7 protein-coding genes and 1 pseudogene are annotated in these 13762 nt (G+C 43.3%); all 8 read right to left on the reverse strand.

Annotation, left to right across the window (positions count from 1 at the left end):
- Positions 1-43 precede the first annotated feature (43 nt).
- Positions 44-1405: pseudogene (locus KQP79_RS18745) on the reverse strand (glycoside hydrolase family 125 protein); the annotation flags it as partial.
- 104 nt (positions 1406-1509) lie between these two features.
- Positions 1510-3801: a GH92 family glycosyl hydrolase gene (locus KQP79_RS18750; protein ID WP_055235146.1), complete on the reverse strand. Its 2292-nt coding sequence runs from the start codon at positions 3799-3801 to the stop codon at positions 1510-1512.
- Positions 3802-3813: 12 nt separating this feature from the next.
- Positions 3814-6291, reverse strand: coding sequence for a glutaminase domain-containing protein (locus KQP79_RS18755; protein WP_055235144.1), 2478 nt, complete (start codon positions 6289-6291; stop codon positions 3814-3816).
- Positions 6292-6346: 55 nt separating this feature from the next.
- Positions 6347-7606, reverse strand: a complete 1260-nt coding sequence (locus KQP79_RS18760) for a glycoside hydrolase family 76 protein (protein ID WP_004309550.1) — start codon at positions 7604-7606, stop codon at positions 6347-6349.
- 232 nt (positions 7607-7838) lie between these two features.
- Positions 7839-9305, reverse strand: coding sequence for a DUF4972 domain-containing protein (locus KQP79_RS18765; protein ID WP_055235270.1), 1467 nt, complete (start codon positions 9303-9305; stop codon positions 7839-7841).
- A gap of 22 nt (positions 9306-9327) precedes the next feature.
- Positions 9328-10470: a DUF4972 domain-containing protein gene (locus tag KQP79_RS18770; protein WP_008642816.1), complete on the reverse strand. Its 1143-nt coding sequence runs from the start codon at positions 10468-10470 to the stop codon at positions 9328-9330.
- A 25-nt stretch (positions 10471-10495) separates the two neighbouring features.
- Positions 10496-11818, reverse strand: a complete 1323-nt coding sequence (locus KQP79_RS18775) for a glycoside hydrolase family 76 protein (protein ID WP_055235142.1) — start codon at positions 11816-11818, stop codon at positions 10496-10498.
- A gap of 23 nt (positions 11819-11841) precedes the next feature.
- Positions 11842-13761, reverse strand: a complete 1920-nt coding sequence (locus KQP79_RS18780) for a RagB/SusD family nutrient uptake outer membrane protein (protein ID WP_055235139.1) — start codon at positions 13759-13761, stop codon at positions 11842-11844.
- Position 13762: the final 1 nt, after the last annotated feature.

Below are 13762 nucleotides of genomic sequence, written 5' to 3' on the forward strand. Positions count from 1 at the left end.
GCATCATCCGCGTTATCCGCGTTCAATTTACTATGTCAGCATATTACTGTATACTATTCAATAAATCTACCTTTCCTTCATTAACCAACTTCAAAATCAACTCACCGAAAAGAGTATTCTGCCAGGCAAACCATGCACGGGTAAAATTCTTCGGATTATCCTTATGGAAAGATTCGTGCATAAAACCGGTACCGGCATCGGTGTCCATCAACATCTTGATACAGGTTTTGATTTCGGCATCATTCTGACTTGTGAAGGCTTTCATCATAATACTCATCGGCCACACCATATCATAACCGATATGCGGTCCGCCGATTCCTTCGCCTGCCTTGCCTTTAAAGAAGTAAGGATTGTCCTCACTCCATACAAAACGGCGGGTATTCTGATAAATCGGATCGTTTACATTCACATCACCCAAATAAGGCATCGCAAGCAAACTCGGCACATTGGCATCGTCCATCAGATGATGATTTCCAAAACCATCTACCTCGAAGGCATAGATTTTACCATATTTAGGATGATTATACACCGCATATTTCTTCAATGCTGTTTCCACTTCCTGCGCCAGGTTCTTACATTCTTTGGACAAAGCTGTCTTCTTGTTTACCTTCTCCAAAATCTCGGCTGCCTTACGCAAAGAAGATACGGCAAAGAAATTGGAAGGAACCAGGAATTGAAGCGTAGTAGCATCGTCCGAAGGACGGAAACTGGAAACAATCAAACCGACTGGTTTCACCGGTGCTCCCAGACCGTCATTGCTCACAGTATCCAGTGCACGTTCCGTCTTACGTTGGAATTTATAAGGACCTACTCCGTCTTTGCGTTGTTGCTCTTTGAATGTTTTCAGTACATTAGTGATTGCCTGAATCCATTCTTCGTTAAATATGCTCGCATCTCCGGTAGTCTTCCAGTAATGATAGGCCAAGCGCAACGGATAACACAAAGAGTCTATTTCCCATTTACGTTCGTGCAACTCCGGTTTCATGTCCGTAAGGTCACTCATCCAATGACCGTCAGGAATAGCGCCGTCATTAAAAGCATTCGCGTACGGATCGATATTGATACATTTGAACTGGCGGAGAATAACACCTGCCAGCATTTCTTTCAGTTCGGGATCCGAATTAGCCAATTGTACGTAAGGCCATACCTGTGCACCGGAGTCGCGCAACCACATGGCGTGAATATCGCCCGTATATACGAACGTATCCGGTTTGCCATCGCTTCCTTTACGGAAATGTACGGTTGTATCCAGTGTATTCGGGAAACAGTTGGTAAACATCCATGCCAACTTCGCATTCTTTAAAAGTTTCTGTACACGGAGAATCTCCTTCTCTACCGCATTGGAACGGAACAAACGATTGGATATTTCCGGGCGGTTATCTTTCTGAATGGCATCCGCCAGACATACATGCATTTCCGTCATACGGTTGGAGGCTTGCAGCTCCCCGCCACAGAGAAGCATACCTGCCAGCATACCTGCGCTGATATATTTGATCTGTTTCTTCATGATTACTTCTTCTTTTTAAATTCGTTAGAGAAAGAATAAGGGAAATCGGACTCTTTTGTACCACGTTGCTGATTGGGTTTCGCGTCCATCTTGAAAGAAATGCTAGCGCCATTCAACAAATCCTGATGAGTCAGATAGTTTTTGGTATATTCTTTACCGTTCAATGTCATTGATGAAATGTAACGCTTATCGTCTCCGTTATTCGGAGCGGAGATAGTCACCGTCTTTCCGTTTTCCAGATGCAGCTTCATCTCCTTGAAGTAGGGAGTACCCAAGACATATTCATCCGTACCCGGACATACCGGATAGAATCCCATTGCCGAGAATACATACCAGGCAGAAGTCTGGCCGTTGTCCTCATCACCGCAATAACCGTCGGGAGCAGGAGTATAAAGTTTGTCCATCACTTCACGAATCCAATGTTGCGCTTTCCAGGGTTGGCCGGAATAGTTGTACATATAAAGCATGTGCTGAATCGGCTGGTTGCCATGTGCATAGTTGCCCATGTTCATAATCTGCATTTCACGGATTTCATGAATAACGGCTCGATAATAACTTTCATCGAAAATCGGAGGCAGGATAAATACAGAATCCATCATCTGGTTGAATCCGTCTTTACCACCCATCAGGTCGATCAGACCTTGAGGATCATGGAATACCGACCAGGTATAATGCCAACTATTACCTTCCGTAAAGGCATCCCCCCACTTCAACGGATTAAACGGAGACTGGAATGTACCGTCTTCATTCTTGCCACGCATCAGTTTGTATTCGGGATCGTAGAGATTCTTATAATTCATTGCACGCTTTGCGAAAATTTCAATCTCTTTTTTCGGTTTCTTCAAGGCTTTACCCAATTGATAGATACACCAGTCATCGTATGCATATTCCAGTGTACGGGCTGCATTCTCGTTAATACCTACATTATAAGGCACATATCCTAATTTATTATAATACTCATGTCCTAATCGTCCGGTAGAGCCAACGTTCGGATGCACTGCGTTCGCTCCGTGTTTCACAGCTTCCCACAAGGTTTCGATATCGTATCCTTTCAATCCTTTCAGGTAAGCATCGGCAACTACGGAAGCGGAGTTGTTTCCAACCATGCAACCTCTGTGTCCCGGACTCGCCCATTCCGGCAGGAATCCGCTTTCTTTATAAGTGTTCACCAATCCTTCCTGCATCTTTGTATTCATGGATGGATACATCAGGTTAAGGAATGGGAAAAGACAACGGAACGTATCCCAGAAACCGGTATCGGTAAACATATAGCCCGGAAGCACTTCGCCATTATAAGGACTGTAGTGCATCACGTCTCCTTTGGCATCTATCTCATAGAAACTTCTGGGGAACAATACCGAACGATACAGGCAGGAGTAGAATGTACGCAAATGGTCGATATCATCGTCTTTCACTTCGATACGTCCCAGTACATCGTTCCATATCTTGCGGCCTTTCGCTGCAATCTGTTCAACATTGTCCGTACCCAGCTCTTTCAGGTTCAGTTCCGCCTGTTCAGGGCTGATAAAAGAGGAAGCTACACGCACATTTACCTGTTCGCCCTTGCGGGTTTTGAAACCGATCAGTGCACCGGCATGATTGTCTGTCGCTTCCAGTTTGTTGGTGTCAATCACACCACTGGCTACGGCAGCCGTATAAGTAAACGGTTTGTCGAATACCAGTACAAAGTAGTTTTTAAAGTTGGCAGGAACACCACCGCTGTTTTTAGTGGTATAACCGATAATCTTGTTCTCCGAAGGGATTACTTTCACAAACGAACCTTTATCAAAAGCGTCTACCACTACATAAGAGTGGTCGTTTTCGGGGAAAGTGAAACGGAAAGCAGCCGCTCTCTCTGTCGGAGCAATTTCGGTCACTACGTCATGATCGGCGAGATATACTTTATAATAATAAGGAGTAGCCGTTTCAGCTTTATGAGAGAACCAACTGGCACGCTCATCCTGATTAAATACTGCCTTACCGGTTACCGGCATGATGGCAAATTGACCGTAATCATTGATCCAAGGACTTGGCTGATGGGTTTGTTTGAATCCTCTGATCTTGTCAGCGTCATACGTATAGGCCCATCCATCGCCCATTTTACCAGTCTGCGGAACCCAAAAGTTCATTCCCCAGGGCAGCGCAATGGCAGGGTAAGTATTTCCGGTAGATAATGCGTGCTTTGACTGCGTACCAACCAGCGGACTAACATAGTCCACCGGTCCGGTAATTGTTTTTGCAGTCATAGCCCATGCACTAAGTAACGTAAAAGCGAATAGAGCTAGTTTCTTCATGGTATTTTTGTTTTATTTAATCAGTTTTCCTTCAAGCATTTTGATATAATATCCACCTACAACGGAACGTGCCTGGAAGCCTCTTTGATTCGGTTCGTCTGTAAATACCCAGTCGGACATCGGAACACGGTTAGGTGTAACGTTCATAAACAGATATACGGGTTCGATAAATTTCTCAAAGGTAGCTTTGTCATTTGCCAATGTAGCTGTCCACATGATCCAGTCGGTCTTTGTGTATGTTTCACGGTTATCCAACGGAAGACCATATTTATTTTGCTTCGAAAGATAGTAAGCTATTTCCGTTTCTGCAACATTTTTAGGGAAGATTTGCAGATTCAACAGTTTATCCCACACCAAGTTATACTTCTGGCTCCATGTTCCCGGTTTGTCAAATGTGAGACGATAGTGGTCACCATCATCAGCCATTTTCACCCATTCGGCAGCCATTTCTTTCGCTTTCTGTGTGTACTTTTCAGCCACGTCTTTTTTACCCAGCATATCTGCCAGATAACCGTATGAAGCAACACCCATGATCGCTTTGATAGAAAGGTTGGCATTGTGTGCAAAGTGTCCTGCAAAGTCATCGGTACAAAGTTGGTTGGCCGGATCAAGTCCGTACTCTACCAGATAGTCTGTCCATGTAGTCAGAGTTTCCCAATGTTTTTGTGCGTAATCTGCATTACCTTCTACCTTTGCAATGGCAGCAGCCAACACTACCATATTACCCGATTCTTCTACCGGCATATCACCGCCATAAGTCTGGCCGTTAGCCAATGGATAAGTACCGACATCATGTGCAGCAAATGGTTTCGCCCATTTTCCGCTTTCGCTATAATAGAAGATATGGTTCATGGTAGCTTTCACCAATTCCGGATTGTAATATAAAAGCAGCGGAGCTCCCGGATAAGTCAGGTCGACTGTTCCGATGGAACCATTACTGAAGTTCTCCTTAGAAAGGAACACCAAGTCACCGTTCGGAGCCTGTACCAGTTTATGTGCAGCCAATGCCTGACGATAAGCCAATGCACAAAGTTCAGCATATTTACGTCCACCGGCAGCAGTAGCTTCTTCCATCAGTTTCTTGTCGAAAGCAGCGCTGTTCTTCATTTGTGTCTTGTATTCTTTCTCCGCTTTCTGGAATTGGGAAACAATCGTTTCATTGCCCTCACGGTTCCAGTAAGGACGCAGGTTATCACCAAAGTATTGGATAGAATAAATATCATCATATCCGATCAGCAGATGGCCATCAGCTTTTTGTGTTTCGCCCAATGAACGTACCAAAGCCAGTTTATCATAACCGTTTGTGGTAGAAGCTCCTAACTTATTATCAAGAAAGCTCTTACGCAGTTCTCTGCCGTCACCGATTGCAGATGTGCTGTTTTTCTTTTCAGCTGCCAGATAGAAATGTCCCCAGTCGATACGAACATCATCACCTTTCTTCTTCAGAATCCCCTGATTGCGGCTTCCGGTACGAAGGAATAACAAATCACCATCAGTAAAATTGTCAGCAACAGACTCCTGGTGAGGTTGGTCGATTGCCCATTGCGGAGATGCTTCGAAATACAACTCTACCTGATGTTTCTGACCGTCATTGGAAGCTACTTCATAAGAAATGTAGTTGACCGGACGTGACAACAAATCCAGATTATCCATAAACATAGGAGCGGTAAATGTCAGTTTCAGATCTACCGGACCACAAGTAAATGTATAATAAGTCTGCATAGGCTGCACGTCTGCAGATGTTTGTTGTGCTGTTTGATGGAAAGAACGGTAACCGTCCAGTTCTACCAACAATCCGAAATCCAGTAATCCGTTTCCTACACGGTTACGGCAATAGCCGGCAATCAGATTCTCACCCGGTTTCAAAGAAGCTACCACTTCTTCGGGCAGTTTCACTCTCTCGTTCTTTTTACAAGCATTACCTGTATCTACCACTTTGATGCCGTTGATATAGATAATAGCATCATCGTCATGAGAGAACTCAAGATATACATTCTTTCCTGTCAAGTCTTCCTGAATATCAGCTACCCGGCGTACCCAGATAAATTCTTCACCCCATTGAGTCTTTGCTGTATGTTCATTCTCCATGGTTCCGAAGGCAGCTTCGCCTTCTTTCCAGGCTTTATCATTGAATCCGGCATTCTGCCATCCGTCAGCAGGCTGTTGAGTGGTATACTTTCCTGTCCAGCTACCTTGTTCGGATGTCTTCACCAAAGGTCTTAGTTCCAGCTCTTCCGTTCCCATGAAACGGTAGGTTTGTCCGTCTACTTTTGCAACACCAAGTAAAGAAAAATCCTTGCCTGTCCAATGTTTTACAGGACTGTCGTATAGATTGTCCGTAGTAGACCATGCACTAGTATAAGGATCAATTGTCACCAGCGGATATGCCGGAGCACGTAATTCATTCTTCTCGTGCTGTTCTACCTGGGTCTCACAGCTACAAAATACAGAAGCTGTTCCCAGTAACAGCATCATCAGTTGTTGTTTCATAATTTAAATCACCTGTTTATTTAATCTATTTTACGCAAATTCCGTCGTTTTCTATTTATTTTTTAGCCGGAAACAAAAGCATCAATGCCGGTATACCGGAAGCAGAATAACTGTCGATTTCCGCACCTTCCGGCAACTTTTTATAGTATTCGCCTCCACATACGTTCCGTGTCTTATCTCTGTTTGCCCAACCTGTTTTGATGGTACGTTTCAGGAACGGGAGATATTGGGTTTGTCCGCAATCATACACCAACCATGCCATGTATTCCGCAAAGATGGCAGTATAGATACCCTGTTCAATACCACCTTCGAAAGGTAGCACTTTATGTTCTGCAGACATATCTTTCACTGTATAGTCTGCTGCCAGAATAGCATTGTCCAGATAACGTTTCTCTCCGGTCGCTTTATAAAGCAATATGGAGGCTCCGATAAAGGTTGCCTGATTATAGACATGTGCTTTCCATGCGGGATTGCCATTTCCATGACGGCTATCGGCAATCTTTCCTGTTACTTTATCCAAGAGATTTTCCACTCCCCATTCATAGATTTCTTTACCTTTGGCAAGATATTGAGCTTTCGTCTGATAATCCGGCCGTTTGTCGGTCGATTCTTTTCTATTTTCAGGCACGTTATTGTAGAGGGTTAATGCTGCAACAACTGTCGGAAAGTTGATACAGGCCATCTTTCCATCACCGAATTTATTCGGTTTCGGATTTTGAATGGGTTGCCATTGCCAGAACATACCCCCGTTTTCTTTGTCATACGAACCGGTATCACCGACTTTTTCCGAGCCATACCATACCCGTTTGAAACTAGCTTCCGAGAGTTTCAGATATTCATCCACTCCAAAAAGTTCGTAGCCGCGTGCTAGGCTGATAGTCCACCACATGATGTCATCGTAGATGAACCAGCCGGTATTTTCATTGTTATCATCAAAATCGAACTGGCAATATTGCGCTTTGTTCCCTGCGAATATTTTCTCGCAGAGTGTTTTATAATAACTTGTCTTCTTTCTGTCTTTCTGTGCCTTTGCCAGTTTATAGGCATTCATTGCCATATCCCAATAAATAGGCTGACACCAGATAGCCGCTGCTCCATTGCCACGGTCAACAGCACTTGGATAGGACGAATTTGTCTTGTAAATATATTTATTGGAGTCTAGTAGTGTATTATTAAATCCTTCATAAGCTGCCCATACATCTTCGTTCGTATACGCATGCTTCTTCTGGTTTGCTTTTCCTGAATTGCCGACTGCCCATGTGGTAGTTGATACTCCCAATAGTAGTGTCAGAGCCAAAAGAATTTTGCCTTTCATGATAGTTTATAAGTTTATAGTATTTTTCCTGTTACAAAGATTGCAGAAATAGCTGAAAAAAAACGATAATATTTATTCAATAAAGAACAAATACAGACCAAAACACTTTTCTACAATAAAAATAAAGGATTAATAAAGGGGTATTGGAGAATAATTTCCCCTCACTCTGTCCTTATGACAGAGATAAGGGGAATATTTAATCTACCTATTGAAAACTCATCCCGGTAAACAATTATTTGTTATCTGTAATGTCTGTGGATTCAATCCATTGCCAGTTATCACCAACTAATGTCGCCGTATGGCCTTTCAAACCTGTTATTGTATTGGTAGCACTTTGAGTAGGCTGATCACCTTTCACTTCAAAATCCCAAGCATCTACCAAATCCGGGTTATCGGCACTTACACCTTCTTCATTACCCATATAAGAAGCATATACCTGATTTTCTGTCCGATTTGTTTTCCAGATACGGATCTTCTTTATGTAACCGGAGAACCATTCGTTACGATTTCCATTTTTGTCCATCATACAGAATCCGGTCATGCGAATCTGATTAGCTATGGATTGTTCATTGATATACGTTCTCCAGGACTCACCCACACGAATAGGATCTCCTTGTCTCGTACCGTCAATCATGGAATAACACTTCACATCTGTCGGAGTATCAAATCCCGGCAGTCCCTTATCCCTGAACAGGAATGCATAATGCGTCCAACGATCTTTGGTCCAGTTGTCCGACTTTTTCCATCCCGGTTCCCATTCTAGAGGATTTGTATGATTATCATCTTCCCAGTGAGCAACCATTGTCCTCAATAATCCTTTCGTACGATCCTGGGCACGCCATCCGCTCCAATAAGGATCGTTTGTCATGGTAGAAAGGAAAGTACAGTTATCTTCTCCCTGCTTATTGCAATATTCTTTGATATTTACCCAAAGTTCAATCGTGAACGCCTGATTGTCATCCTCTCCAAACTTCACATAATCCTCACTATAACCAAAGTCTATATAGGAACCGGCATTTCCATCTACAAACAGATTCCAGGTAATCTGACTGTTATCCGGCCATGCAGAATCTTCTACCTCTTCTACTTTCTTATCGGCAGCAGCAATAGCCTCATCATAAATCTCCTGCGTCATATCTGTGATGGAACCGGATTTGATTCTTTCAGCCAGACTTTCCAAGTCTTTAGCTGCACTCTCCAAAACCGACTTATTTTCTACCGGATATTGTCCCTGATGATTTCCCCACTTCGTTTCATCATTTACGATTGCAAGTATTTCATCCGCCTTAGCCAGTAAATTATTGATATATTGCTGTGCTTCCGGAGACAGATTGTAATATTTTGAATTTTTAAACTCGTCAATCGCTTGATTTACCTTTGCTACAGCAGTTTCCAAAGTTGTTTCATCCAGTTCTTCGCCAGCTTCTACCCGTGTTATCAGTGCATCCAACTCGGTAATAGCGGCATTTAATATATCCTTTCCGGTTTCAGGATATGTCCCGGGAGCAGTTCCGTAGGTTGAATTCTTCAATAAATAGTTCAATGACGCACGATTTTCCTGCAAGATACTCAACTGTGTATCTGTTATATACTCGTCTTCAATATCGTCACAAGCGGTAAATATCCCTGCCAGACTAGAAATCAGGAGGAAAGAGAGGAGCATTGCTCCCTCTCTCCATTTATTAGTTAAACATTTCATGTTTTTCATCGTTTTTACATTATTATTCAACAATACGTTGCCACTCGTAAGTACCGATAATCTTAGCAGTATGACGGCCTGTCAGGTCTATTACTTCATTACCCGAACCGGAAGGTTTGGTCATGAAATCCCATGCTGCCGCCAAGTCTGCTTCTTTACCCGTCACTTCAGCCGTTCCATTATAAGAATTCTGAACATATTCGTTATCCTTTGCGCTTTTCCAGATACGGATTTTCTTCATATAACCGGCAAAGCCTTCTTCAAACAGATTATCACTGGTACGCATATAACGTCCGAAAGCGGTCATCGGTGCATTATAGTTGGCATAGTTGCTCGAATTATAGAACCTGTTACCCACGCTTCCCTCGGTTGTTTTCACTTCTCCGTTCACATACAATTTCGCACGAAGCTCCGGACTGCCCGGCAAGCCTTTATCACTGTACACAAACAAGAAATGTTGCCATTCTCCATCTTCCGGTGCCTTTAGTGACGGTTCACAGATATTTCCTCCTGTTTCGCCCCAAGTTGCACGATAAATACCACCGTCCGCATTACGCCAGTACATCATCCAGCCATTACGCCATCCGTCACCGCCCATATAAGTTGACAGGAACACATTCTGGTCTTTTCCACCACCTTTGGTTACTTTCACCCAAAACTCAACAGTAAAGGCTTGGTTTCCTTCGGTTCCGAAATTGACATATTCTTCGCTACGTCCGAAATCGATATAAGAACCACCATCACCACGTCCGTCCACAAACAGTTCAGCCGGTGTTGTTTCAGCGTCTTCTGTACGGATCGTACTCTTGAACTGTTCTATAGACGCCTTGGCTTCTGCCACATAGCGTTGTTTCTCACTTTCCGACGGAGAGGGTTGCTGATATTTGATTAAAAGTACCGCACGATTGGCATCATCTATCGCATCTGTCAGAATTGCCCGGCTTTCGGTGGGGTACTGTCCTTTCTTATCTCCGTAGTCTGAATTTTGCTGCAAATCGGTCATTTCAGCAATCAATGCATCCAGTTGGTCGATATAGGTATCTTCTATTTCAGGAGCCGCGGTATACTCGTCATGCGTTTCTTCAGAACAAGCCGCCAATTGAAGTGTCAGTACCATGCATAACACATAATACCACATTTTCCAATTTGAATATTTCGTATTCATTATTCTTCTTTTTTATGGGTTACAATTATTTATCTGCCGGAAACAACAACATCAATGCCGGTATTCCGGATGCACTATAGCTGTCAATAGTAGCGCCTTCTATCTGTGCCTTATGATATTCGCCACCACACAAATTACGTGTCCGGTCGCGATTAGCCCAGCCGTAATTAATGTTACGTTTCAAGAACGGTACGTACTGGGTCTGGCCACAATCATTCACCAGCATGGCCATGTATTCCGCAAAGATAGCGGTATAAATACCCTGTTCCACGCCACTCTCGAACGGCAGTAAATCATACGTTTCGGACATGGTATTCATTGTATAGTCAGCTCCTAAAATTGCATTGTCCAAATATGTTTTCTCACCGGTAGCTTTATAAAGCAATAACGAAGCTCCGATAAAAGTGGCCTGATTGTATACATGGTCCGACCATGCCGGATTGCCTTCACCATGCTTGCTGTCGGCAACTTCTCCGGTATTGCTGTCTACCAGATTCTTCACAGCCCATTCATAGATTTCTTTTCCTTTTGCCAGATAAGCTTCCTTCGTTTCATAATGCGGACGGGTAAAATCACCGTACTTATTACTCCAGCTTTCCGGATTCGGATCAGCCACACGATCGGCAGGAACGTTGTTGTAAAGGGTCAATGCAGCTACCACAGTCGGGAAATTGATACAAGCCATCTTACCATCGCTGGCTGCATTTTCATTCGGATTGCCGATAGGCTGCCATTGCCAGAACATACCTCCACCCAAATTCTTTTCAGGATCTGCATAAGAACCCGTATCACCTACGCGGGGAGAACCGTACCATACACGTGCAAAACTTGCTTCTGCCAGACTGCGATACTCTTCCACTTTAAATAATTCGTAAGCACGTGCCAAAGTAATGGTCCACCACTGTATATCATCATAGATAAACCAGCCGGTATTCTCATTATTATCGTCGAAATCAAAGTTTACATAATGTGCTTTATTTCCGGCAAACAAATCATCACACAACTGCTTGTATTTGTTTTCTCTTTCCGTATCCCCTTCCGCTTTTGCACGTTTATATGCGTTCATAGCCATATCCCAATAGATCGGTTGGCACCAGATAGCAGCAGCTCCGTTATTACGGTCAGTAGCAGCAGTATAAGCGGTACTTGTTTTATAAATGTTCTTATCGGGATCCAGCAAGTTATCATTAAATGCTTCATAGGCAGTCCAGGTATCCGCATTGGTATACTCCGGTACAATCTCGTAATCCGGGGTATATGGCTTTGCCTGTTTATCCTCATTGCAAGAGGACATACAAAGGACACCGGACATGAGACAAACTGCAGAGAAAATATATTGTTTCATCATAATTTCTATTTTATAATCAGTATTTAGAATCCTGTATTCTGAACCAAGTTTTTATCAATATCAATTTCGCCCTGTGGTATGGGGAAGAAGTACTGACGGTCAAAAATACGCTTCACAATCTCCGTACGTTTGAAGAATTCATTTCCGTCATAATTGACATTCATACCGTGAATTGCCTTGTTGAAATACTCATTTACCAATCCCCAGCGACGTACATCAAAATAACGGCAGTTTTCGAAACTCAACTCAATGCGTTTCTCTTTACGAATCAGCTCCATGACTTCTTCCGTTGTAGTCGGTTTAGGCAGATTGACTGTTTCACCGTATCCCGGAATACCCGCACGCTTACGGATCATGTTCATATACGTCCAGATGTCTTCATGAGTCGGGCTGACATGCGCAAGTGCTTCGATATAGTCAAAATAAATATTAGTCAGACGCAAGAGCACACAAACCAAGTTCTGGTTACGGTCGCCGGAATCCATTCCTTTGCGCACCAAATAACCTGTACTTGTATAGTCATTGCTACCTTGTTCTTTACCACAACTTCCGCTATAAGTGAAATCTACTATATAATCGCCTTCTGTTCCATCAAACCATTTTGAATTACTAAAGGTAATGTCTACATAAAAACGAGGTTCACGATTAACATACATCATTCTGGTTCCTGCCGGTGCATATAAGGTACCGTCTGTTCCTTTGTATTCTGTTGTAGAGACTCCCTCTTCTACATAATCGGATTTTTCGTTGATAATCGGAGTGACTCCGTCAGCACTATAACCGGAAATAGGAGATTCTCCGTTTGACATGAAATAGGCATCTACCATTTCTTGGGTTGCTCCCAACAAGCTACCACCTCTATAATTAGTCGTATTACCGGATCTATTCGGCATACGGTCGTACTGCATGGTTCCGGCAGCATTATCCAAACGATAGAAAATCATTTCTTTATTGTTACCCATTTCAGAAAACAGGGTTCTTACTGCACGGCGATAAGATTCTGTCGGGCTGAAGCCTTCCGAGTCCGGACCGGAAACAGAAACACCGTCCTTATTGGTATACATCAAATGATAACGACTTCCATAATTAGAGAAGAAAGTGTTACATTCATTAATCACTTTCTGCCAATTAGCACGTTTGGTAGCTTCGTCCGGTTTGTTAGGGAACAGTTTTGTTCCGTCCGTATTAGCCAGGTCTGAATAGTAATTGCACTCACCATTAAACAACCAGCTGGCACGATAAGTCAATGCCTCGATGATAAACGCCTGTGCAATCGCCTTATCAATACGGCCATATCCGGACACTTTGTCGGTAGAAGCATCGTCCAGTAAACCATCGTTTTGCGCACCTTTCAGTTCTGATACGATAAAATCGAAACACTCGTCTACCGTATTACGAGGGAGTTGCAACTCATCGCTCGGAGTATCCATCGGGAAGTCCTTTTCAAGCAAAGGAACCGGACCATAAGTACGTACTAGATAAAAATAGTAGATCGCCCGCAAAGCTCTTGCTTCCGCTTTCCATTGATTTCTTTCTGTAACAGTCAGCGGTGCCTGATCTACATTTTCTGTAAATACTGCCGCTTCATGAATACCTGAAAACCAGCTCTTCCAGCGATACAACACCATCGTTCCTTCCGTCGCATCGATAGAGTTGTTATTTATCAATTTCCCTTTATTGTCATTTGTCCACTCTGCTTCGTCGCTGGAGCCTGTCCAAGGACCGGGAGTACGGTACAGACTTGTTTCATGCACCTGACGTTGGTTAAATTCATCCGGTAAGAATGTGTATACGTTCGAAAGATACCGCAAGGCTCCATCTCTGGTTGTGAAAATCTCCTTGAGTGATAAACGGTCATCAGGCACCTGGTCAAAATAGTCATTACAAGATGTCGTCAAGAGACACGCCAGCAAACTAACGATTATATAATTATATTTTTTCATT

Origin of the sequence: Bacteroides sp. DH3716P (assembly GCF_025914115.1) — a bacterium.
GTDB classification, from domain to species: Bacteria; Bacteroidota; Bacteroidia; order Bacteroidales; family Bacteroidaceae; genus Bacteroides; species Bacteroides ovatus.

Coding starts and splice junctions, on each gene's coding strand:
- KQP79_RS18750 (WP_055235146.1), bottom strand. CDS start 3,801: ATGAAGAAACTAGCTCTATTCGCTTTTACGTTACTTAGTGCATGGGCT.
- KQP79_RS18755 (WP_055235144.1), bottom strand. CDS start 6,291: ATGAAACAACAACTGATGATGCTGTTACTGGGAACAGCTTCTGTATTT.
- KQP79_RS18760 (WP_004309550.1), bottom strand. CDS start 7,606: ATGAAAGGCAAAATTCTTTTGGCTCTGACACTACTATTGGGAGTATCA.
- KQP79_RS18765 (WP_055235270.1), bottom strand. CDS start 9,305: ATGAAATGTTTAACTAATAAATGGAGAGAGGGAGCAATGCTCCTCTCT.
- KQP79_RS18770 (WP_008642816.1), bottom strand. CDS start 10,470: ATGAATACGAAATATTCAAATTGGAAAATGTGGTATTATGTGTTATGC.
- KQP79_RS18775 (WP_055235142.1), bottom strand. CDS start 11,818: ATGATGAAACAATATATTTTCTCTGCAGTTTGTCTCATGTCCGGTGTC.
- KQP79_RS18780 (WP_055235139.1), bottom strand. CDS start 13,761: ATGAAAAAATATAATTATATAATCGTTAGTTTGCTGGCGTGTCTCTTG.